This is a genomic window from Nonomuraea sp. KM90 (assembly GCF_052246675.1).
GTDB lineage: Bacteria > Actinomycetota > Actinomycetes > Streptosporangiales > Streptosporangiaceae > Nonomuraea.
The window spans coordinates 192031-213320 of the sequence record NZ_JBQQCB010000003.1 but is presented as its reverse complement, the minus strand read 5'-3'; the positions used below and the strand labels follow the sequence as shown (position 1 = coordinate 213320).

23 protein-coding genes, 1 tRNA gene and 2 riboswitches are annotated in these 21290 nt (G+C 71.7%); of the genes, 16 read left to right on the top strand and 8 right to left on the bottom strand.

Annotated elements, in window-relative coordinates:
* Positions 1 to 594, top strand: a complete 594-nt coding sequence (locus tag ACTWPW_RS05465) for a PadR family transcriptional regulator (protein WP_375114983.1) — start codon at positions 1 to 3, stop codon at positions 592 to 594.
* Complete coding sequence (locus ACTWPW_RS05460) at positions 591 to 1358, top strand: SGNH/GDSL hydrolase family protein (RefSeq protein WP_443168098.1); 768 nt, start codon at positions 591 to 593, stop codon at positions 1356 to 1358. The genes ACTWPW_RS05465 and ACTWPW_RS05460 overlap by 4 nt, the downstream gene beginning before the upstream one ends.
* A gap of 48 nt (positions 1359 to 1406) precedes the next feature.
* Here the strand turns inward: ACTWPW_RS05460 and ACTWPW_RS05455 are convergent, their stop codons facing one another.
* Both ACTWPW_RS05455 and ACTWPW_RS05450 read right to left on the bottom strand, forming a co-directional pair.
* A complete protein-coding gene (locus ACTWPW_RS05455) occupies positions 1407 to 2159 on the bottom strand; it encodes a hypothetical protein (protein ID WP_375114981.1) in 753 nt (250 codons plus the stop codon).
* A gap of 52 nt (positions 2160 to 2211) precedes the next feature.
* A complete protein-coding gene (locus ACTWPW_RS05450) occupies positions 2212 to 2916 on the bottom strand; it encodes a FadR/GntR family transcriptional regulator (protein WP_443168097.1) in 705 nt (234 codons plus the stop codon).
* Positions 2917 to 3041: 125 nt separating this feature from the next.
* On the opposite strand from ACTWPW_RS05450, the gene ACTWPW_RS05445 reads away from it, so the two are divergent.
* The 7 genes from ACTWPW_RS05445 to ACTWPW_RS05415 all read left to right on the top strand — a co-directional run bounded on the left by ACTWPW_RS05445 (position 3042) and on the right by ACTWPW_RS05415 (position 10482).
* Positions 3042 to 4412, top strand: a complete 1371-nt coding sequence (locus ACTWPW_RS05445) for a glutamine synthetase family protein (RefSeq protein WP_443168096.1) — start codon at positions 3042 to 3044, stop codon at positions 4410 to 4412.
* Between the two features lie 3 nt (positions 4413 to 4415).
* Complete coding sequence (locus ACTWPW_RS05440; RefSeq protein WP_375114978.1) at positions 4416 to 5759, top strand: aldehyde dehydrogenase family protein; 1344 nt, start codon at positions 4416 to 4418, stop codon at positions 5757 to 5759.
* Between the two features lie 39 nt (positions 5760 to 5798).
* A complete protein-coding gene (locus ACTWPW_RS05435; RefSeq protein WP_375114977.1) occupies positions 5799 to 6563 on the top strand; it encodes a 3-oxoacyl-ACP reductase in 765 nt (254 codons plus the stop codon).
* 14 nt (positions 6564 to 6577) lie between these two features.
* A complete protein-coding gene (locus ACTWPW_RS05430; RefSeq protein ID WP_443168095.1) occupies positions 6578 to 7282 on the top strand; it encodes a gamma-glutamyl-gamma-aminobutyrate hydrolase family protein in 705 nt (234 codons plus the stop codon).
* A 62-nt stretch (positions 7283 to 7344) separates the two neighbouring features.
* Positions 7345 to 7442: riboswitch (glycine riboswitch) on the top strand.
* Positions 7443 to 7538, top strand: a riboswitch (glycine riboswitch).
* A 34-nt stretch (positions 7539 to 7572) separates the two neighbouring features.
* Positions 7573 to 8658, top strand: coding sequence for a glycine cleavage system aminomethyltransferase GcvT (gcvT, locus tag ACTWPW_RS05425; protein ID WP_375114975.1), 1086 nt, complete (start codon positions 7573 to 7575; stop codon positions 8656 to 8658).
* Positions 8655 to 9047, top strand: a complete 393-nt coding sequence (gene gcvH / locus ACTWPW_RS05420; protein ID WP_364114567.1) for a glycine cleavage system protein GcvH — start codon at positions 8655 to 8657, stop codon at positions 9045 to 9047. Before gcvT ends, gcvH begins: the two co-directional genes overlap by 4 nt.
* A 58-nt stretch (positions 9048 to 9105) precedes the next feature.
* Positions 9106 to 10482, top strand: coding sequence for an L-serine ammonia-lyase (locus ACTWPW_RS05415; protein WP_375114974.1), 1377 nt, complete (start codon positions 9106 to 9108; stop codon positions 10480 to 10482).
* Here ACTWPW_RS05415 and ACTWPW_RS05410 read toward each other — a convergent pair.
* Both ACTWPW_RS05410 and ACTWPW_RS05405 read right to left on the bottom strand, forming a co-directional pair.
* Positions 10463 to 10981, bottom strand: a complete 519-nt coding sequence (locus tag ACTWPW_RS05410) for a hypothetical protein (protein WP_375114973.1) — start codon at positions 10979 to 10981, stop codon at positions 10463 to 10465. The genes ACTWPW_RS05415 and ACTWPW_RS05410 overlap by 20 nt on opposite strands.
* Positions 10978 to 11577, bottom strand: coding sequence for a DUF6286 domain-containing protein (locus ACTWPW_RS05405; RefSeq protein ID WP_375114972.1), 600 nt, complete (start codon positions 11575 to 11577; stop codon positions 10978 to 10980). The genes ACTWPW_RS05410 and ACTWPW_RS05405 overlap by 4 nt, the downstream gene beginning before the upstream one ends.
* A 137-nt stretch (positions 11578 to 11714) precedes the next feature.
* Between ACTWPW_RS05405 and ACTWPW_RS05400 the strand changes: the two genes are divergently transcribed.
* Positions 11715 to 12908, top strand: coding sequence for an amino acid deaminase/aldolase (locus ACTWPW_RS05400; protein WP_443168094.1), 1194 nt, complete (start codon positions 11715 to 11717; stop codon positions 12906 to 12908).
* A 10-nt stretch (positions 12909 to 12918) separates the two neighbouring features.
* Here ACTWPW_RS05400 and ACTWPW_RS05395 read toward each other — a convergent pair whose 3' ends face one another.
* Complete coding sequence (locus ACTWPW_RS05395) at positions 12919 to 13251, bottom strand: DUF3618 domain-containing protein (protein WP_364114557.1); 333 nt, start codon at positions 13249 to 13251, stop codon at positions 12919 to 12921.
* A gap of 135 nt (positions 13252 to 13386) precedes the next feature.
* On the opposite strand from ACTWPW_RS05395, the gene bcp reads away from it, so the two are divergent.
* Together bcp and ACTWPW_RS05385 are read left to right on the top strand one after the other, a co-directional pair.
* Positions 13387 to 13860, top strand: coding sequence for a thioredoxin-dependent thiol peroxidase (bcp, locus tag ACTWPW_RS05390; RefSeq protein WP_375114970.1), 474 nt, complete (start codon positions 13387 to 13389; stop codon positions 13858 to 13860).
* A gap of 135 nt (positions 13861 to 13995) precedes the next feature.
* A tRNA-Leu gene (locus ACTWPW_RS05385) sits at positions 13996 to 14078 on the top strand.
* A gap of 121 nt (positions 14079 to 14199) precedes the next feature.
* On the opposite strand, the gene ACTWPW_RS05380 is transcribed toward ACTWPW_RS05385, so the two are convergent.
* Positions 14200 to 14730: a hypothetical protein gene (locus ACTWPW_RS05380; RefSeq protein WP_443168093.1), complete on the bottom strand. Its 531-nt coding sequence runs from the start codon at positions 14728 to 14730 to the stop codon at positions 14200 to 14202.
* Between the two features lie 164 nt (positions 14731 to 14894).
* On the opposite strand from ACTWPW_RS05380, the gene ACTWPW_RS05375 reads away from it, so the two are divergent.
* The 4 genes from ACTWPW_RS05375 (at position 14895) to ACTWPW_RS05360 (ending at position 20073) form a co-directional block, all read left to right on the top strand.
* On the top strand, positions 14895 to 16067 hold the full coding sequence (locus tag ACTWPW_RS05375) for a sensor histidine kinase (RefSeq protein WP_375114968.1): 1173 nt from the start codon (positions 14895 to 14897) through the stop codon (positions 16065 to 16067).
* Entirely contained in the window at positions 16064 to 16720 is a 657-nt protein-coding gene (locus tag ACTWPW_RS05370) for a response regulator (RefSeq protein WP_375114967.1), read from the top strand. The genes ACTWPW_RS05375 and ACTWPW_RS05370 overlap by 4 nt, the downstream gene beginning before the upstream one ends.
* A gap of 109 nt (positions 16721 to 16829) precedes the next feature.
* The gene (locus ACTWPW_RS05365; RefSeq protein ID WP_375114966.1) at positions 16830 to 17582 is read left to right on the top strand and encodes an ABC transporter ATP-binding protein; all 753 of its coding nucleotides are present in this window, start codon (positions 16830 to 16832) and stop codon (positions 17580 to 17582) included.
* A gap of 1 nt (position 17583) precedes the next feature.
* Positions 17584 to 20073, top strand: coding sequence for an ABC transporter permease (locus ACTWPW_RS05360; RefSeq protein ID WP_443168092.1), 2490 nt, complete (start codon positions 17584 to 17586; stop codon positions 20071 to 20073).
* Positions 20074 to 20201: 128 nt separating this feature from the next.
* Here ACTWPW_RS05360 and ACTWPW_RS05355 read toward each other — a convergent pair whose 3' ends face one another.
* Together ACTWPW_RS05355 and ACTWPW_RS05350 are read right to left on the bottom strand one after the other, a co-directional pair.
* Positions 20202 to 20471, bottom strand: coding sequence for a hypothetical protein (locus tag ACTWPW_RS05355; protein WP_375114964.1), 270 nt, complete (start codon positions 20469 to 20471; stop codon positions 20202 to 20204).
* Positions 20468 to 21235, bottom strand: coding sequence for a toxin glutamine deamidase domain-containing protein (locus ACTWPW_RS05350; protein ID WP_375114963.1), 768 nt, complete (start codon positions 21233 to 21235; stop codon positions 20468 to 20470). The genes ACTWPW_RS05355 and ACTWPW_RS05350 overlap by 4 nt, the downstream gene beginning before the upstream one ends.
* Between the last annotated feature and the right edge of the window lie 55 nt (positions 21236 to 21290).

The following is a 21290-nucleotide window of genomic DNA, read 5'->3' as shown; positions in this document are numbered from 1 at the left end:
GTGGCCCTCAGGCACGCGGTGCTGGCGGCGCTGCTCGGCGGCGAGTACAGCGGCTACCAGCTCACCAAGATCTTCGACATCGGCGTCTCCAACTTCTGGTACGCCGCACCCCAGCAGCTCTACGCCGAGCTGACCAAGCTGGAGGCGGACGGCCTGGTGACGGGCCGGGAGGTGGCCCAGCGCGGCCGCCCCAACAAGCGCGTGTTCCAGGTCACCGAGGCCGGGATCGGCGAGCTCGCGGCCTTCGCGGCGACTCCCGCCAAGCCCCTGCTCATCCGCGACGACCTGATCGTCAAGGTGCACGCCGTGGACCTGCTCGACCCCGCGCCGGTGATCGAGCAGCTCCACGAGCGGGCCCGGGAGGCCGCCGCCAAGCTGGAGCTGTTCGAGCAGACCCTCGTCCGCCTGCGCGGCGACCTGGACGAGGAGACGTTCCTGCGCCAGGGCGAGCACGTCGGCCCGTACCTGTCCTGCCTGGCGGGCTGCCGGCTGGAACGCGAGATGCGCGACTGGTGCCTGCACACCGCCCGGACGCTGGCCGGCCGCGCCGACCCCGCCGCCCGCGCCGGGCGTACGGAAGGGAAGACACCATGACCACCTACACGCGTTACGTCGCGCTCGGGGACAGCCAGACCGAGGGCCTCGGCGACGGCGACGACGTCCGGGGGCACCGCGGCTGGGCCGACCGCCTGGCCGAGCACCTGGCCCGCGGCAACCCCGATCTCCGCTACGCCAACCTCGCGGTCCGCGGCCGCCTGGCCAGCCAGGTCCGCGACGAGCAGCTGGCCACGGCGCTGGCCCTGCGGCCCGACCTGGCCACCGTCATGGCGGGGATGAACGACCTCATCCGCCCCGGGTTCGACGCGGCGGCCGTGGCGGCCGCGCTGGAGGACATGTACGAAGCGCTGGCGGGGGCGGGCGCGCACGTGGTCACCGTGACGTTTCCCGACATCGGGAGGATCGCGCCGATGGCCCGGCCGCTCCGGCCCCGGGTGCTCGACCTCAACGCCCGCATCCGCGACGCCGCGGCCCGGCACGGGGTCACGCTGGTGGACACGTTCCCGCTGGAGTTCCTGACGGACGCGCGGATGTGGAGCACCGACCGCCTGCACGCCAGCCCGGCCGGCCACACCCGCTTCGCCGCCGCCGTGGCCCACACCCTGGCCCTGCCCGGCAGCGACGACACGTGGTGTCAACCGCTGCCGCCCCTGCCACCGGCGACCAGATGGCGGATGGCGACCACCGAGCTGCGGTGGTTCGCCACGTTCGCGGGCCCGTGGATCGGCCGCCGCCTGCTCGGCCGCTCCTCCGGCGACGGCCGCACGGCCAAGCGCCCGGAGCTCACGTGCGTCCCCTAGCCGGGCGGCACAGCCGTGCCGCGCAGCTGGGCCACCCAGCTGGGCCGCCTAGCCGTGCCGGCGGCCGCGCCGGGTCGACGGCAGGTCGTGCCGCCCGGAGAGGAACTCCTGGAACGCGATCTTGACCCTGATCACCGGGCGCCGCCACCGTTCCTCCCGGTGGATGGCCCTGGCCAGCTTGCGCGGTGAGCGCGTGGCGAAGAACCAGTGGGCCCAGGGGGAGCCGGGCCGGGCCAGCCGTAGCGCGCCCACCAGCAGCATGGGCGGCACGAACAGCCCCGCCATCCCCGTCCAGATCTTGCCCTTCAGCAGCGTGACGACGGCGAGCAGCAGGTTGGCCACGATCAGCGCGGCCGGATCGACCAGCGTGCCGTAGTCCCAGGTGAGGGGGCGCAGGCCGATGAGCAGCAGGCCGGTCACGGCGACCGCGATGAAGACCGCGTCCACCGAGGTGCGCCCCTCCTCCTCCCAGTAGACGTCGTGCAGGTGCAGGATCAGCGCGAACTCGTCCAACACCAGCGCCGAGCCGATCCCGAACACGGAGGCCGCGGCGGCGGTGCCGACCTGCGAGCCGGGCGAGACGATGAGCGCCACTCCGCCGACTAACATCAGCACCACGCCGAACACCACGTGGTGGATGTGCATCTCCCCCACGTTGACGTTGCGGAACCAGCCGATCTTGGCCCTGATCAGGCGGACGTTGATGCGGGTGGCGATGAACGCCACGATGAGCATGACGAAGAAGCAGAACAGCGGCAGCCGTCCCGTCGCGACAATGCTTTGCTGGAACCAGTTCCCCATAGCCCTGAAGTCGATGGTACGAGCTGCCCGCACCTTTCGAGCCATGGGCCCGTCATGCCAGGAACGCCCTTAACAGTGCCGCCGTGCCCTCCAGGTGCTCCACCACGGCCCGCCTGGCCGCGTCCGGGTCTCCTGCCAGGATGGCGTCCACGATGGCCTGGTGCTGGACGGCGGCGTGGTCGAGGTTGACCTGGAGCATCGGGATGGCGTTCAGCAGGTCGCTGACCCGCGACCGGGCGTCCGCGCACGTCGTGGCCAGCAGGCTGGAGCCGGTGAGCTCGGCGATGGACAGGTGGAAGGCCGTGTCGAGGCGGCGGTAGTCGTCCAGCCCGGCCTCGTTCAGCTCCGCGATCCTGCGGCGGAGCACGGCCCGCTGGTCCAGCGTGAGGTCGGAGGCGGCCAGCACCTCGGCCGCGCCGCACTCCACCGCCAGCCGGAACGTGAGCGCGTCCGACAGGTCGGCCTTCCCCATCTCGTTGACCGCCTGGCGCAGGTCGCCGGCGTCCGGCGCGGGCGGCGTGTACGTCACGAACGCGCCCCCGTAGCGGCCCCGCCGCACGTCGAGGTAGCCCGCGTCCGACAGCGCCCGGATCGCCTCGCGCAACGTCACCCGGCTGATGCCGAGCTGCACGGCGAGCTCGCGCTCCGGGGGAAGCTTGTCGCCCGGCGCGACCACGCCCAGTTTGATCGCCTGGAGCAGCCGTTCCACGGTCTCCTCGAAGGCGTTGCCGGCCCTGACCGGGCGCAACACCGTCATCAAACGCGCCGACTCGTCCAACGTGTCCTCAGGTCTTGACAAGCGATCCCGACATACACATCAATGGTCTGAGACTAGCCCAATCAACGGGAAAGCGCGTCAGGCCAGATCGGAGCGACGTGGGCGTGAGCGAGCGACCGAGCAGCGGGTTCATTTCCGTCGGCGAGCTGCGTGACGAGGTGGCGGCCGGGCGGATCGACACCGTGCTCCTCGCGATCGCCGACATGCAGGGCAGGTTGCAGGGCAAGAGGCTGTCGGCACGCTACTTTCTCGAGGAGGTCCTGCATCACGGCTCCGAGGGCTGCAACTACCTGCTCGCGGTGGACGTGGACATGAACACCGTCCCGGGCTACGCCATGTCGTCCTGGGACCGGGGCTACGGCGACTTCGTGATGAAGCCGGACCTCGAGACGCTGCGGCGGGTGCCGTGGCACGAGGGGACCGCGATGGTGATGGCCGATCTGGGCTGGGAGGGCGGCGGCGACGTGACCGCCTCGCCCCGCCAGATCCTGCGCAGGCAGCTCGCCCGCCTCGCCGACCGGGGCCTGGCCGCGTACGTGGGCACCGAGCTGGAGTTCGTGGTCTACGACGACAGCTACGAGGACGCCTGGAAGCGGTCCTACCGGGACCTGGTGCCGGCCAACCTCTACAACGTCGACTACTCGCTCATGGGCACGGCCCGCATCGAGCCGCTGCTGCGGCGGATCCGGCGCGAGATGGAGGGCGCCGGGCTCTACGTCGAGTCCGCCAAGGGCGAGTGCAACCTCGGCCAGCACGAGATCGCCTTCCGCTACGACGAGGCGCTCAGGACCTGCGACAACCACGTCATCTACAAGACCGGCGCCAAGGAGATCGCCGCCCAGGAGGGCCGGTCGATCACCTTCATGGCCAAGCCGAACCAGCGCGAGGGCAACTCCTGCCACATCCACATCTCCCTCCGCTCCCAGGAGGGGGACCCGGTGATGGCGGGCGAGGGGCCCCACGGGCTCTCGCCGCTCGGCGCCCGCTTCATCGCGGGCCAGCTCGCCTGCATGCGGGAGCTGACCCTCCTGTACGCCCCCAACATCAACTCCTACAAGCGCTACGTCCCCGGCAGCTTCGCCCCCACGGCCGTCAAGTGGGGCGTCGACAACCGCACCTGCTCGCTCCGGCTCGTCGGCCACGGGCAGTCGCTGCGCGTGGAGAACCGGGTGCCGGGCGGCGACGTGAACCCGTACCTGGCGGTGGCCGCGCTGATCGCGGCCGGCCTGTACGGGATCGACGCCGAGCTGCCGCTGGAGGACGCCTTCGAGGGCAACGCCTACGCCAGCGGCGCCGAGACCGTGCCGCACACGCTGCGCGACGCCCTCGCGCTGTTCGAGGGGTCGAAGCTGGCCCGCGAGAGGTTCGGCGAGGACGTGGTCGAGCACTACGCGAACAACGCGCGGGTGGAGCTGGCCGCGTTCGCCGCGGCTGTGACGGATTGGGAGCTGTTCCGTGGCTTCGAGCGGATGTGAGGCATGAAAATCATCAATCCGGCGACCGAGGACGTCGTCGCGGACGTCGAGCTCGCCGACGCGGCGGAGGTCGACCGGGCGGTGGAGCGTGCCAGGAAGGCCTACCCCGCCTGGCGCGAGGTGTCGCCGGGCGACCGGGCGCGGCTGCTGAGGCGCTTCGCCGACCTGGTGGGCGAGCACGGGGAGGAGCTGGCGCGGCTGGAGCTGGTCAACGCCGGGCACCCGATCGGCAACGCCCGCTGGGAGGCCGGTGCCGTACGCGACGTCCTGCACTTCTACGCCGGTGCCCCGGAGCGCAACCACGGCAAGCAGATCCCGGTGCCCGGGGGCGTGGACATCACGTTCCAGGAGCCGCTGGGCGTCGTCGGGGTCATCGTGCCGTGGAACTTCCCCATGCTGATCATGTCGTGGGGCGTCGCCCCCGCGCTGGCGGCCGGCAACACGGTGATCGTCAAGCCGGCCGAGTGGACGCCGCTGACCGCGCTGAGGCTGGCCGAGCTGGCCCTGGCGGCGGGCCTCCCCGAGGGGGTGCTCCAGGTCCTGCCTGGGGCAGGGGAGGTCGCGGGGGCCCGCCTGGTCGAGCATCGCGACGTGGCCAAGATCGTGTTCACCGGCTCGACCGAGGTGGGCAAGGAGATCGCCGCCAAGGCGGCGCGCCAGGTCAAGCGGATCACGCTGGAGCTGGGCGGCAAGTCGGCGAACATCGTCTTCGCCGACGCCGACCTGGAGAAGGCGGCCGGCACCGCGCCCTACGCCGTCTTCGACAACGCGGGACAGGACTGCTGCGCCAGGTCCCGCCTGCTCGTCCAGTCCTCCGTGTACGACGAGTTCATGGCCCTGCTCGCACCCGCCGTACAGGGCGTCAAGGTCGGCGACCCCCTCGACGAGTCCACCGAGATGGGGCCCCTGATCAGCGCCGAACACCTCGACCGCGTGCGCGGCTTCGTCGAGGGCGCCCCCTACCTCCAGGGGTCCTGCCCCCAGGGCAGGGGCTACTGGTTCCCACCGACCGTGCTGACCCCCGACGTCACCGACCGGGCGTTCACCGAGGAGATCTTCGGGCCGGTCGTGTCGGTGGCGCGGTTCGAGGACGAGGCGGAGGCCGTACGCATCGCCAACGACACGCCCTACGGCCTGAGCGGCTCCATCTGGACCCGTGACGTCGGCCGGGCGCTGCGCGTGGCCAGGGCCGTCGAGTCGGGGGCCCTGTCGGTGAACTCGCACTCCTCCGTCCGCTACTGGACCCCGTTCGGCGGCTTCAAGCAGTCCGGCCTCGGCCGGGAACTCGGCCCGGACGCCCTGGCGGCGTTCACCGAGACAAAGAACGTCTTCATTTCATCGGAGTGAACAATTAGCGGAGTGAACGACCGATGGACAGGGAGTGACATGCAGCGGTTGCAGGATCGGGTGGCGGTCGTGACCGGCGCGGGCAGCGGGATCGGGCTGGCCACGGCCCGCAGGTTCGCCGACGAGGGCGCCAAGGTGGTCTGCGTGGACATCGACGAGGAGGCGGGCGGCAAGGCGGCGAGCGAAGTCGTCGGCCTGTTCGTCAAGGCCGACGTGACCAGCGAGGACGACGTCGTACGGATGTTCGCCACGGCGTACGAGACCTACGGCAGCGTGGACATCGCCTTCAACAACGCCGGCATCTCGCCCCCCGAGGACGACTCCATCCTGGAGACCGGCATCGAGGCCTGGCGCCGCGTCCAGGAGGTGAACCTGACCAGCGTCTACCTGTGCTGCAAGCACGCCATCCCGTACATGCGCCGCCAGGGCAAGGGCTCGATCATCAACACCGCGTCGTTCGTGGCCGTCATGGGCTCGGCGACCTCGCAGATCTCCTACACCGCCTCCAAGGGCGGGGTGCTGGCGATGTCGCGGGAGCTGGGCGTGCAGTTCGCCAGGGAGGGCATCCGGGTGAACGCCCTGTGCCCGGGGCCGGTGAACACGCCGCTGCTGCAGGAGCTGTTCGCGAAGGACCCGGAGCGGGCGCAGCGGCGGCTGGTGCACATCCCGGTGGGCCGCTTCGCCGAGGCGTCGGAGATCGCGGCGGCGGTGGCGTTCCTGGCCAGCGACGACGCCTCGTTCATCACGGGCAGCGAGTTCCTGGTGGACGGGGGCATCTCCGGCGCCTACGTCACACCGCTCTAGGAGGTCCCGTCGCCGTGCGGCGTCCCATCATCGGCATCACGTGCTACGTCGAGCCCGCCTCGTTCACGGTGTGGCAGGACACGACCGCCGCGCTGCTGCCGTACATGTACGTGGAGCAGGTCGTCCGCGCCGGCGGGCAGCCCGTCCTGCTGCCTCCGGCCGGCGATCCCGCCGGGGTCGTACCCGGCCTGGACGGGCTCATCCTGGCCGGTGGCGGCGACATCGACCCGGCCAGGTACGGCCAGGACGCGCAAGAGCGCACCGGCTACGTCCGGAAATTTCGTGACGAGGCCGAGTTCTCGCTGCTCGCGACGGCGCTCGACGCCGGCCTGCCCTACCTCGGCGTCTGCCGCGGCCTCCAGGTCCTCAACGTCGCCCTCGGCGGCACCCTCCTCCAGCACCTGCCCGACGCGGTCGGCCACACCGACCACTGCCCGGGCCCCGGCCGGTTCGGGCACCTGCCGGTGACCCCGGCCCCCGGCACCCGCCTGGCCAAGGCGCTGGGCGAGGGCCCCGTGACGGTCCCGCACTACCACCACCAGGCCGTCGACCGCCTCGCCCCCGGCCTCACGGTCACCGCCACCGCCGCGGACGGCACGATCGAGGCCGTGGAGCTGGACTCGGGACGGTTCGCGGGACGGTTCACGGTGGCCGTGCAGTGGCACCCGGAGGCCGCCGAGGACCACGCGCTCTTCGAGGCTCTCGTGGCGGCCTGCTGAACGACCCCACCCAGAACGCGACAACAGCCCCGTAACCCCACTAGGCTGGCGGACATCACCGGTGAAACCGTGCGGGAGAGCACCCTGACAGCCGGTCAGGGTCCCTGAAGGAGCAAGCCCTCCCCGCAAACCTCTCAAGGCAAAGGACCGCACGGGCAAGGTGACCTCTGGAAAGCAGGCCCGCGGGCCTCGCCGAAGGTGAAAGTCCGGCAAAGCTCGGGCGAAGCTCTCAGGCATCGATGACAGAGGGGGAGGATGCTGGCATCCAATCCTGTCCTGAGGTGCGACAAATGTCCCGACCGACACCGCTACGAGACGTTCACGAGAGCCTCGGCGCCACGCTCACCGACTTCGCCGGGTGGCTCATGCCGCTCCGGTACGGCAGCGAGTCCGCGGAGCACAAGGCCGTTCGCGAGGCGGCCGGGCTGTTCGACCTCTCGCACATGGGCGAGATCTTCCTGACCGGGCCGCAGGCGGGGCAGGCGCTGGACTACGCGCTGGTCGGCCACCTGTCGGCGCTGGCTCCCGGCCGGGCCAGGTACACCATGATCGTGAACGAGCGCGGCGGGGTGCTCGACGACCTCATCGTCTACCGGCTCGGGGACGAGGAGTTCATGGTCGTGGCCAACGCCTCGAACTATGAAAAAGTCGGTAATGAGCTGAAAAATCGTACAAAGACGTACGACGTGGTGGTCGAGGATCGCTCGGACCAGTACGCGCTGATCGCCGTCCAGGGACCCCGCTCCCAGGAGATCCTCGCCACGCTCACCGACGCCGACCTCGGCGGGCTCAAGTACTACGCGGGCCTGCCGGGCCTGGTGGACGGCCGGCAGGCGCTCATCGCCCGTACCGGCTACACCGGCGAGGACGGATTCGAGCTGTTCGTGGCCAACCAGGACGCGGTCCCGCTGTGGCACGCCCTCATGGCGGCCGGCGAGCCGCACGGGCTGCGGCCGGCGGGCCTGTCCAGCCGCGACACGCTCAGGCTCGAGGCCGGCATGCCGCTGTACGGGAACGAACTGGGCGAGCAGCTCACTCCGTTCGACGCGGGGCTGGGCAGGGTGGTGAAATTCGACAAGCCGGGCGACTTCGTCGGCAGGTCGGCGCTCGAGGCGGTCAAGGACGACGCGCCCCGACGCCGGCTCGTCGGCCTCGTCGCGCGGGGCCGCCGGGTGCCGCGCCATGGCTACCCGGTAACCGAGAACGGCGTCGTCGTCGGCGAGGTCACCAGTGGTGCGCCTTCCCAGACTCTGGGAAAGCCCATCGCGATGGCTTATGTGGACACCGGCGCCGGATCAGGCCTGGCCGTGGACATCCGGGGCAGCCATGAACCTATGGACCTGGTTGAGCTGCCCTTTTACAGGAGGAACAAGTGAGCAACATCCCTGACGACCTGAGCTACACCAAGGAGCACGAGTGGGTGGCCGGCCTCGACGACGGCCTCACCGTGACCGTCGGCATCACGGCCTTCGCCGCCGAATCCCTTGGTGACGTCGTCTTCGTGCAGCTCCCCGAGGTCGGTGCGAGCGTCGAGCAGGGCGACTCCGTCGGCGAGGTGGAGTCCACCAAGTCGGTGAACGAGATCTACAGCCCGGTCGGGGGCGAGATCGTCGAGGTCAACCAGTCCATCGTGGACGACCCGAGCCTGGCCAACAGCGACCCGTACGGCGAGGGCTGGATGTTCCGGGTGCGCATGGAAGGCGACCCCGAGGACCTGCTCTCCGCCCAGGAGTACACGGCGCTGACCTCGGGCACCGAGTCCTGACCCATTCGCCGGGGCCCGCTAGTTCCGGGCCCCGGCCCTTCAGGAAGGGCGCACATCAATGGCGATCAGCGTCTTCGACCTCTTCAAGATAGGCATCGGCCCGTCGAGCTCCCACACGGGCGGCCCGATGGCGGCGGCCCACAAGTTCGCCCGCGGGCTCCACCAGGACGGCCTGCTCGACCAGGTGGCGCGCGTGGAGGCCATCCTGTACGGCTCGCTCGGCCTGACCGGCAAGGGCCACGGCAGCGACAAGGCGGTCCTGCTCGGCCTGTCCGGCGAGAAGCCGGAGCTGGTCGACGTCGACACCGTGGACGCCCGCATCGCCGAGATGCGCGAGTCCGGCACGGTCAAGCTGTTCGGCACGCACGAGATCCCGTTCGTCGTGGGCGAGCACCTCGTCTTCGAACGCAAGATCTCGCTGCCCGAGCACCCGAACGGCATGCGTTTCACCGCCTACTCCGCCTCCGGCGAGCGGCTCAGGGAGAAGGTGTACTTCTCGGTCGGCGGCGGCTTCGTCGTGGACGAGAAGGCCACCGGCGCCGACCGCATCAAGCCGGACGACACCGTGCTGCCCTACCCCTTCACCACCGGCGAGGAGCTGCTCAAGCACTGCTCGAACACGGGCCTGTCGATCTCCGCCGTCATGCTGGAGAACGAGCGGGCGTTCGGGCGTACCGAGGAGGAGATCAGGCAGGGCCTGCTGAACCTCTGGCAGGTCATGTCCGACTGCGTACGCCGCGGCATCTCCAAGGAGGGCGTCCTGCCCGGCGGGCTCAAGGTCAAGCGCCGCGCCAACCAGCTCCACCGCCGCCTGCAGTCGGAGTCGGCCGAGAAGGACCCCTTGCAGGCGATGGACTGGATCACGCTGTTCGCGCTGGCGGTCAACGAGGAGAACGCCGCCGGCGGCCGCATCGTCACCGCCCCCACCAACGGCGCCGCCGGCATCATCCCGGCCGTCCTGACCTACTACACCCGCTTCGTCCCGCACGCCGACGACGAGGGCGTGGTCCGCTTCCTCCTGACGGCCGGCGCGATCGGCGTGCTGTTCAAGGAGAACGCCTCGATCTCGGGCGCCGAGGTGGGCTGCCAGGGCGAGGTCGGCTCGGCCTGCTCGATGGCCTCGGCCGGGCTCACGGAGGTCCTCGGGGGCACGCCCGAGCAGGTGGAGAACGCGGCCGAGATCGGCATCGAGCACAACCTGGGCCTGACCTGCGACCCGATCGGCGGCCTGGTCCAGATCCCGTGCATCGAGCGCAACGCGGTCGCCTCCAACAAGGCCATCACGGCGGCCCGCATCGCGCTGCGCGGCGACGGCCGCCACTACGTGGCCCTCGACAAGGCGATCAAGACCATGCGGGACACCGGCCGCGACATGCTCGACAAGTACAAGGAGACCTCGCGCGGCGGCCTGGCCGTCAACGTGATCGAGTGCTGACCGGGCGCCGCACGTGCAGCCGGACGACGGCCGGGCATTCGTCGTCGCTGATCTCGCGCCGGATCCGGCCCACGATGTCCTGATCCAGCTTGCCCACCACCGCCCCCACGTCCGCCGCCGCCGGGCAGGTCAGGCCGATGCGCAGGCCGTCCTCCGCGACCCGCACGCCTGTCCTGCTCAGCCCGTCCACGCCCTTGAGGCCGACGAACAGCATCGCCGTGCCCGTGCCGTTGTGCGTGCCCCGGCGCCCCCAGCCCAGGCAGAGCAGCAGCCAGCGCAGCGAGACCAGGGCCAGCAGCAGCAGGCCCAGCGCGAGCAGCCACAGGGGCCAGGGCTCCTCCGCCAGCGCCCTGTGGGTCTGGGCGGGCAGGACCCTGGCGTTCGGCGGCAGGTCGAGGAAGCGGTCCTCGCCGCGCAGCCACGCGTACGTCCCGAGGCCCAGCAGCGTCGTGCCCACGACGGCCAGGCCCACGCGGTTGCCGGCGTACTGGCGCATCACGCGGCCCTCCTGCGCAGGCGGACCACGACCTCGCCCGTGCCCAGCGTGCCCACGCCCGCCAGGCGGTCGCCCACGGCGGTCCCGACCTGCCTGAGCATCTGGCCGGAGCTCTCCGCGCCCGTCATCACGGTGACCTCGATGGTGCGCCTGCGCAGCCGTACGCGGGCCTTGTCCACGCCCGCCACCTGCTGCGCCGCCGCGCACAACGTGCGGCGCAGGCCCGCGCGGGTGATGCCGATGACGATCAGCGGGTCGGACGTCTCGACCGGCACCATCCTGGAGCGGCCCGGGACGATCGCCAGCAGCACCATCACCGCGCCCGCCCCCGCCACGACCAGGGCCCCGGTGGCGATTTCCGGCCAGGTGCTCCGGCTCGCGAGGTCGACCAGCTCGTTCACGGGCACCCAGCCGAGCGGCGCGCCGAGCAGCCCCGACACCACCTCGGCCGCGGTCGCCCCCAGCCCGGCGGCCAGCGTGAGCGCGACCAGAGCTCCCGGGAGGGTACGCGCCGGCCTGAGCGCCCTGCTCGCCCTGCGCAGCCCGGCGTGCCTGGGGGCGGCGACGGCGCCGGGCAGTATCTGCTGAAGCGTGGTCATCACAACGACAGACGTACATGGGTCCCGCATGGCCTGAACCGCGCCCTCGCCGCCGATTTGCCCGATCATTACGGGGACCACGGTTAACGCGAACAAGTCTCATATTCATTTGCCCCATATGCGGTTACGCTGCCGGTATGGATGACCGCCAGCGCTACGACCGCGCCACAGCGGCCCTCGAACCGCCGTTCGCCATCCTCGACCTGGCAGCCATGCGGGCCAACGCGGCCGACCTCGTACGACGGGCGGCGGGCAAGCCGATCCGGGTCGCCAGCAAGTCCGTACGCAGCCGCCCCCTCCTCGAACGCATCCTGGCCATGGACGGCTTCCGCGGCGTCATGGCCTTCACCCTGCCCGAGGCCCTCTGGCTGGCCGCGCACGGCTTCACCGACATCCTGGTCGCCTACCCCACGGCCGACCGGCAAGCGCTCGCCGCCCTGGCCGGGGACCCGGGCGCGGCCCGGGAGATCACCGTGATCGTCGACTCCCCCGCCCATCTCGACTTCATCGAGACCGCCGTGGCCGCGGTCCACCCGCGCGCCGAGATCCGGATCTGCATCGACATCGACGCCGGATATGTCGCCCTCGGCGGGCGATTCCGGGCGGGCGCGCTCCGCTCCCCCATCCGCGAGCCCGGCCAGGCCGCCGACCTGGCCGGCGTCGTCGCCAAGCGGCCGGGGTTCCGGCTGGCGGGGCTGATGGCGTACGAGTCGCAGATCGCCGGGGTCGGCGACGACCCGCCCGCGGGCCCCGCCTACGCCCGCCTCATCAGGGCCATGCAGGCCCGCTCGGCCAGGGATCTCATCCTCCGGCGCGGCCGCATCGTGAACGCGGTGCGGCAGATCGCCGACCTCGAGTTCGTCAACGGCGGCGGCACCGGCTCGGTCGAGCGCACCACGCGCGAGAAGGCCGTCACGGAGGTGGCGGCGGGCTCCGGCTTCTTCCACCCCAGGCTGTTCGACTTCTACCGCGGCTTCACCGGCCGGCCGGCGGCCCTCTTCGCGCTCCCGGTGGTGCGCCGCCCGGCCCCGGACACGGTGACCGTGCTCGGCGGTGGCTATCTGGCCTCGGGCGCCCCCGGGCCGAGCCGCCTGCCCCAGCCGTACCTGCCCGCCGGCCTGCGCTACGCGCGCGACGAGGGCGCGGGCGAGGTGCAGACCCCGCTGCTCGGCCAGGCCGCCGGGGATCTGCGGATCGGCGACCGGGTGTGGTTCAGGCACGCCAAGGCGGGCGAGATGTGCGAGCGCTTCGACGCGCTGCACCTCGTCGACGGCGACACCCTGGTGGAGTCGGTGCCGACCTACCGGGGCGAGGGCCGCACGTTCCTGTGAGGCGGCCGGCTCAGAGGCGGCGTCGCCGGCGCCGCCACAGCACGATGGCCGCCCCCACGACCAGCACCGCCCCGACCCCGATCAGCACCGGCCCCAGATCCGGCCGCTCTTCCTCCCACACCCGATCGGGATCGTCAGCGTATTCGACCGGCCTCGGCGTCACTCCGAGGGCATCCCCCACGGATGCCACGAAGTGCCCGGCCCGGCTCTTGACGTCGGCCACCGTACGCTCGGCGACCCGCTTGGGGCTCACCCGATCGGCAATGGCGTCGACCGTCTGCGCCAGCTCCGCGCGCGTCCGCGCGATCCGCCGCTCCAGCTCGTCGGGATCGGTGTCAGCCATGGCTCTCCTTTCGACCGTACGCGTGCCCCGCGGCGGGCCCCGTCCGTTCTGGTCGTGATCAGTCTGTCAGGTCGGCACGCCGTACGGCACGGCGGCCAGGCCGGTAGGTTGGCGGGAAGAACTCAGGAGGGCCCATTGACCGAAACCAAGCTCGCGCCCGGCGACGCCGCGCCCGAGTTCACGCTACCCACCGCCGACGGCGGCACCGTCTCCCTCGATGCGCACCGAGGCAAGCGGGTGATCCTTTATTTCTACCCCGCCGCGATGACTCCCGGGTGCACCAAGCAGGCGTGCGATTTCCGCGACAACCTGAGCCGGCTCACCGCCGAGGGATTCGTCGTCCTCGGCGTGTCGAAGGACAAGCCGGAGAAGCTGGCCAAGTTCGCCGAGCGCGACGCGCTGACCTTCCCGCTGCTGTCCGACCCCGACCTGGCCGTCCACCAGGCCTACGGCGCCTACGGCACGAAGAAGCTGTACGGCAAGGAGGTCGTGGGCGTCATCCGCTCGACCTTCGTCATCGACGGCGACGGGAAAGTGGAGCAGGCGCTCTACAACGTGAAGGCGACGGGCCACGTGGCCTCGCTCAAGAAGAAGCTCGGCCTGTCCTGACCCGGCGGCCGCGGGCCCTCCCCTTGCCGGAGGGCCCGAATCGCCTTCCGGACGGGAGCCACCTCATCATCACGGGTGCCCCCTGCTCCCATTCGGAGCGCTAAACTGTCACAAGCCCGCTGCGGCGGGGATTGCGCGGGCGTGGCGAAATGGCATACGCGGCAGGTTTAGGTCCTGTTGGTGGCAACACTGTGGGGGTTCGAGTCCCCCCGCCCGCACACCTGTCCACGGCTCGGCCGCTGTTTTCGCCCGGCAAATGTCACCGGGCGCGGGATCCGCATTCGGCACGAATTCCCGCCGACAACTCCGCCAATTCGCGGATCCCCGATACGGCGATCCCTAGCCGGTCCTGACGGGCCTCGGGGCCACGTTCTCGCCATCCGGAGCGTCAGGGGCATCAGGCGCCGGAGCCGGCAACACCCTGTCGGGCGGCGGCACGACGCAATAGAGATCCTCTTCGCTCTCGTAGCAGCCCGATTCCAGCCTCTCCGGCATCATGAAGTCGCGGTGCGCGGGATGGTCGGGCCGCATCCAGACGCCGTACCGGCCGTGGTCGTCGTGATCGTCGCTGAAGGCGGCCACCCCGAGCCCGCCGAGCAGGCCGCCGACGACGAGGCCGATCAGGCCGGCGCCGATGATCTGGCGCCGCTTGCGGCGGGCGAAGTCACTGAAGGATTCGCGCTCCCAGCCGGCCGGATCGGGCACGGTGGGCGGGATGTACGCGTATGCGCGGTCCGCCTGCTCCCCGTACTTCAGCTGACCCGGCTCCTCGCCCGGCGAGCGCAGCTCCTGGGTCGGCTCGGTGGGACTCGGGTCGCGCGGCGCTTCCTCTTCGCCGCGCGACCCGGCGTCGCGATCATGATCCGCCATCACGATCTCCCTTTACTCGCCCCGCAGGGGGCGCTCCCGGTAACGAGAATGCCAAAGCCAGCGTAAGCCCCGCGTAAGCACCAGGCCATGTAAGACCTGGGTCGTAGTCGTACTTCAGCCTCCAGACGGACCAATGTCCCGGCGGCCCTACATATCGTGATGATGTGTTCGGCAGTGTACGGGCGTGGTCCAGGCGCCATGAGAAGCTGGCGGGCGCCCTGCGGGTGACTCCCCTGGCGGCGCTCTGCGCCATCCTGGCGGTGCCGTACGGCGCGAGTACCCCGCCGGACGACGGCGTCTACCTCGGCGTGGGCCTCTACCTGGCCCTGTCGGCGGCGCTGCTGGCGCCGCTGGTGTGGCGTGACCGGCCGATCGCCTCGTTCGCCGCCGTCGCGCTGATCAGCTTCGGGCAGTGGCTGGCGGGGGTCCATCCGCTGCCCGCCAACCTCGCGGTGCTGGTCGCGCTCTGGGCGGTGGCCTACCGGTGCTCGTTCCGCTGGGCGCTGGCGGCGGGGCTGGTGGCGGAGCTGGGCATGTCCATGGCGCTGGTCAACTGGTACGACCCGACGTTCGGCGTGTTCTTCAGCGGCTCGATCTTCGTGGTGACGGTCTGGCTGACCGGCCTGTACGCCAGCACGCGCAGGCGCTACCTGGAGGGCCTGGAGGAGCGCGCCGAGCGGGCCGAGCGCGAGCGCGACCAGCAGGCCAGGATGGCGGCCGCGGCCGAGCGGGCCAGGATCGCCCGGGAGCTGCACGACGTGGTGGCCCACAACGTCAGCGTGATGGTGGTGCAGGCCGACGGCGCCGGCTACGCCATGGACAGCGACATCGAGCAGGCCCGGCTGGCCGTCAGGAACATCTCGAAGACCGGCCGCGCCGCGCTCGCCGAGATGCGCCGGCTGGTGGGCGTCCTGCGCGAGAACGAGGCCGCGGGCACCGACTACACCCCGCAACCGGGGCTGGGCCAGCTGGAGGAGCTCGTACGCGGCTCGACCGTGCCCGCCCGGCTGCGGATCGACGGCGTGCCCGCCGACCTGCCCGAGGGCCAGCAGCTCGCGGTCTACCGCATCGTCCAGGAGGCTCTGACGAACGCGCTCAAGCACGGCGGCCCCGATGTCCGGGCCACCGTCGAGATCGACTACAGCGGCCCCGACCTGGTCGTCCGCGTGACCGACGACGGCCGGGGCGCCGCCGCCCCCAGGAGCCCCGACGGCCACGGCCTGATCGGCATGCGCGAGCGGGCCGGCATGTACGGCGGCGCCGTGTCGGCGGGCCCCCTGGGGGGCGGCGGCTTCGAGGTGCTGGCCAGATTGCCCATCACCAAGGAGGCGGCGTGATTCGCGTGATGCTGGTCGACGACCAGGAGTTGTTGCGGACCGGCTTCAGGATGGTGCTGGCGGCCCAGCCGGACATCGAGGTGGTGGCGGAGGCCGGCGACGGCGCCGCGGCCCTGGAGATCCTGAAGACCACCCAGGTGGACGTCGTGCTGATGGACGTGCGCATGCCCACGATGGACGGCGTGGAGGCCACCAGGCGCATCGAGGGGCCTAAGGTGCTCATCCTGACCACGTTCGACCTGGACGAGTACGCCTTCTCGGCGGTCAAGGCGGGCGCGGCCGGGTTCCTGCTCAAGGACGTGCCGCCGGCCGACCTGGTCACCGCGATCAGGGTCGTGCACGCGGGCGAGTCCGTGGTGTCGCCCAGCACGCTGCGGCGGATGCTGGACCGGTTCGCCGCGCAGCTGCCCACCGACGGGCCCCTGGCGGCGGCCGCGGGCGAGCTGACGCCGCGCGAGCGGGAGGTGCTGCTCATGGTGGCGCGCGGCCTGTCCAACATGGAGATCGCGGGCCGCCTGGAGGTGGCGGAGGCGACGGTGAAGACGCATCTGGGCCGGGTGCTGGCCAAACTGGGGCTGCGGGACCGGGCGCAGGTGGTGGTGTACGCGTACGAGGCCGGGCTGATCGTGCCCTCCCATCGGCCGAAAGTCTGACCGGGGTCATCTGCCGGCGCACATGAAGTCCCTCCTCAAGGCCCATGGATCAGCAGATTTCCACTCCTAGCGTTGGTCGCGTTGAAAGAAACACGACGTAGGAGTGAACGTGACGCTCACCGAGACCCGGCGCCAAGCCCCGCCCGCGGCGGTGGCCACCGATCTGACCAAGGTGTACGGCCAGGGCGACGCCCAGGTCCACGCCCTGCGTGGCGTGACCGTGTCCTTCGCCACCGGGGCGTTCACCGCCATCATGGGCCCGTCGGGCTCCGGCAAGTCCACCCTGATGCACTGCCTGGCCGGCCTCGACGCCGCCACGTCGGGCACCGTGCACATCGGCGACGTGGAGCTGACCGGGCTGAACGACCGGCAGCTCACGATGCTGCGCCGGGAGCGGATCGGGTTCGTCTTCCAGGCGTTCAACCTGCTGCCCACGCTGACCGCCGAGCAGAACATCCGCCTGCCGCTGGACATCTCCGCCCGCCAGGCCGACCAGCCGCTGTTCGACCGGGTCATCGACACGGTCGGGCTGCGGGACCGGCTCGCGCACCGGCCGTCGGAGCTGTCCGGCGGCCAGCAGCAGCGCGTGGCCGTGGCCAGGGCGCTCATCAGCAAGCCCCAGGTGATCTTCGCCGACGAGCCCACGGGCAATCTGGACTCGCGCAGCGGCGCCGAGGTCCTGTCGTTCCTGCGCACCTCCGTACGCGAGCTGGGCCAGACCATCGTCATGGTCACGCACGACCCGGTGGCGGCCTCGTACGCCGACCGCGTGGTGTTCCTGCGGGACGGCGAGCTGGTCACCGAGCTCACCACGCCGACGCCGCAGTCCGTGCTGGACACGCTCGTCCGGCTGGAGGCCTGAGGTGCTGAAGACCGCGCTGGCCGGGCTGCGCGCGCACCGGCTGAGGCTGATGCTCACGTCACTGGCGATCATGCTGGGCGTGGGCTTCATCGCGGGCACGTTCGTGCTGAACGACACCATCGAGGCCGGCTTCGCCCAGCGGGTGACCGCCGACGCGGGCAAGGTCGACGTGGCCGTGCTGCCCAAGGACTCCGACGACGTGCTGCCCGAGGAGGTGCTGGAGCGCATCCGGGCGCTGCCGGGCGTGACCGAGGCGCAGGGCCTGGTCCGCGGCAGCACGCCCGTGCTCGGCAGGAACGGCAAGACCGCCGGCAACGCCCCCACCACGGCGCTGTCGATCGTCACGGGCCCGCTGGACCGTACCGACGTCGTCTCCGGCACCGGCCCGGGCACCGACGACGAGGCGGCCGTGCTGGACGAGAACACCGCCGAGGCCCAGGGCTTCCGGCTCGGCGACACGATCACCGTGCTGGACGGCGAGCGGGCCGAGCACCGCTTCCGGCTCGTCGGCCTGATCGACACCGGCGTGGACCAGATGCTGGCCTACACCGGCGCGGTCGGCTTCACCCCGGCCACCGCGTGGCGGATGACCGGCGGGAAGGGGTACGCCGAGATCGACGTCGCGGGCTCGGCCCCCGGGCTGAAGCAGGCCGTCGCGGCGGCCGCCGGCGGCGGGTACACCGTCAAGACCGGGGACGAGCTGGCCGACGACCTGGCCGGCGCGGCCGGGGTGGAGACCCGCTCGTTCACGATGGGCCTGCTGATGTTCGGCATCGTGGCGATGATGGTGGCCGCGCTGGTCATCTACAACACCTTCAACATCCTCGTCGCCCAGCGCACGCGGGAGATGGCGCTGCTGCGGTGCATCGGGGCCACCCGAGGGCAGGTGTTCGGCTCGATCATGCTGGAGTCGGCCGCCGTGGGCCTGGTGACCTCCGGGCTCGGCCTGCTCGTCGGGTACGGCCTGGCCACGCTCACCCTGACGATCCTCGGCGCGTTGGACGCCCCGCTGCACACGGACGCGGCGGTCACGCTCACCCCGGGCACGATCGCGATCGGCCTGGCCGTCGGCCTGGCGGTCACGGTGTGCGCGGCCCTGCTGCCGGCCAGGTCGGCCACCCGCGTGCCGCCGATCGCGGCCCTGCGCAGCCAGGCCGAGGAGCAGACGTTCCGCGCCGGCCTGGTACGCGCCGGGTTCGCCGCCCTCTTCCTGGTCGCGGGCCTGGCCACGACCGGCGTGGGCGCCTTCGTCCTCACGCCCGGCCAGGAGGTCTCGCTCTTCGTCGTCATGGGCGGGGGCGCGCTGACCTTCCTGGCGGTGCTGATCCTGGGCCCGGTGCTCATCAGGCCGCTGAGCGCGCTGGTGGGCTGGATCCCGCGCAGGCTGTTCGGGGTGCCGGGCCGCCTGGCGGTGGACAACTCCGGACGCAACCCGAAGCGGGCCGCGACCACCACGGTCGCGCTGACGATCGGGGTGACGCTGATGACGCTGATCTCGGTCGTCACCGCGTCCACCAGGCTGACGCTGACGGCCCAGCTGGACGAGCAGTTCCCGATCGACTACCTGCTGGCCGGCCAGGAGCGCGACTCCATCATCCCCAGGTCCGTGGCCGAGGAGCTGCGCGGCAGGCCGGAGCTGACCTCGGTGGCGCAGATCCGCGAGGTCAAGGCCGCGGTCGCGGGCAAGCGCCTCGACGTGGGCACGTTCAGCGGGCCCATCGAGCCGTACGTGTCCGCCGGGTCCATGAAGGGCTTCGGCGCGGGCCAGGTGGCTCTGGACGACCTCACGGCCGAGGCGCTCGGCGCGCGGGTCGGCGACACGGTGACGCTCGCCACGAAACGCGCGGGCACGGTCTCGCTGAAGGTGGTCGCGCTGCTCAACGGCTCCCAGTCGTCGCTGACTCCCGTCACGATCGCGGAGCGGCCGTTCGACGCCTACTTCGGCGCCGTGCCCGACTCCCGCGTCATGGTGAACGCCAAGGACGGGGTGGCGGCGGACCGGGCCCGCGCGGTGGTGGACGCCGCCGCCGCGCCCTACCCGACCGTGCAGGTGAGCAGCTCGACGGAGATACGCGGGCAGTTCGACGAGACCCTCGACATGATGCTCATGATCATCACCGGGCTGCTGGGGCTGGCGATCCTCATCTCGCTCCTGGGCATCGCGAACACGCTGTCCCTGTCGGTGCACGAGCGGACCAGGGAGTCGGCCCTGCTGCGGGCCCTGGGCCTGACCCGGCCGCAGCTCCGCCGGATGCTGTCCGTCGAGGCGCTGATCCTCGGCCTGATCGGGGCGCTGGTGGGCGTCGGGCTGGGCGTCGTCTTCGGGTGGGCCGCGCTACGGGCGATGCTGGACGGGGCCCTGTTCTCGGCGCCGGTGCCGCAGATCGCGCTGTTCGTGGCGCTGTCGGGGCTGGCGGGCGTGCTGGCGGCGGTGCTCCCGGCCCGCCGCGCCGCGCGGGCCTCGATCGTGGGCTCTCTGGCCACGGATTGAGTCGGGCAAAAGACCCGTAGTCGAATAAAACCGATAAACCCGGATAGAGGGTATGTGCGGGTCGGGCGTCATTACGGGGGCGGCGCCCGGCCCCTCTTGACGACGCCGGGGGCATGCCAGCCGGATTGTCAGCGAGGTGTGCGGCCCGGCCAGAGCTCGGCCACGGTCTCCGGGTCGAGCAGCGGCCGGGCCACCACCTCGCCCGTCGCCCGGTCGATCACGACGCACCCGGCGCCGGCCGTCTCCGGCAGCCGGGCCGGATCGTCGGGTTCCAGGTCCCGCACCCACGCCACGTAACCGCCGTCGAACGCGTACACACCCACCGGCACCGCCTCCTCCGGCGGCCGCACCCCGTTGTAGTACTCCTCGGCCAGCGCCCTGGCCTGCTCCATGTTCATCGCGGCCGCCCCTGGCGGTCGAGGATCGAGCAGAACACCCCGGTCACGGTCCGGTACGGCGGCTCGACCGACATGTGCCCGCGCTGGGCGTCGATCCAGATCACCTCGCCGTCGAAGTTGACCGCGTTCCAGGCGTGCGAACCTCCTCCCGGCCAGCGCACCACGATGACGGCGGCCGCCCCGTGCCCGGCGTCGAGCAGCCGCCGCGCGATCATCGGGTAGGCGTGCCGGCCCTGGCCCGCGTACTGCAGGCGGTGCCCCACCCACCGCTCGATCCTGGCCACGCTGCCCCGCTCGCCGGTCAGCACCGGGCGGCCGATCGGGTCGTACTCGGGCAGCCTCGGCGCGGCCGTGGCGGGCTCGCCGTGCCAGGTGGACAGCACCGCCAGCGCGCAGTCGGCGGCGTTGGTGGCCCGGAAGGGGTCGTCGGCGGGGCCGCCGCCGTTCACCAGTCGCACCCAGGTGCCGCGCGGGTCGGGAAAGCGGGCGCCGGGCCGCAGCGCCTCCGCCAGGTCCCGCTCCACCTGCGGGTCCGGCTGCGCGAGCCCTCCCGGCACACCGTACGGGCGGCTGTCGGCGAGCCTGGGCGGCCGCCCGGGCAGGTCGAACCAGTCGCCGCCCTCCGGCAGCCCGCAGGTGGTCTCGACAGCGGCGCTCCCGGCGGTGGCCGCCGCGCCGGTCCCGGCGCCGGCTCTGGGAGCGGAGCCGTCCAGGGCGGGGTGGGCGGCCTGCTCGTAGTCCAGCCACCGCACCCCATCGGCCACCTCGGGGTTGTACCGTCCCTCCGGAAGGGCCCATCGGACACTCGGCTTGCGCTCG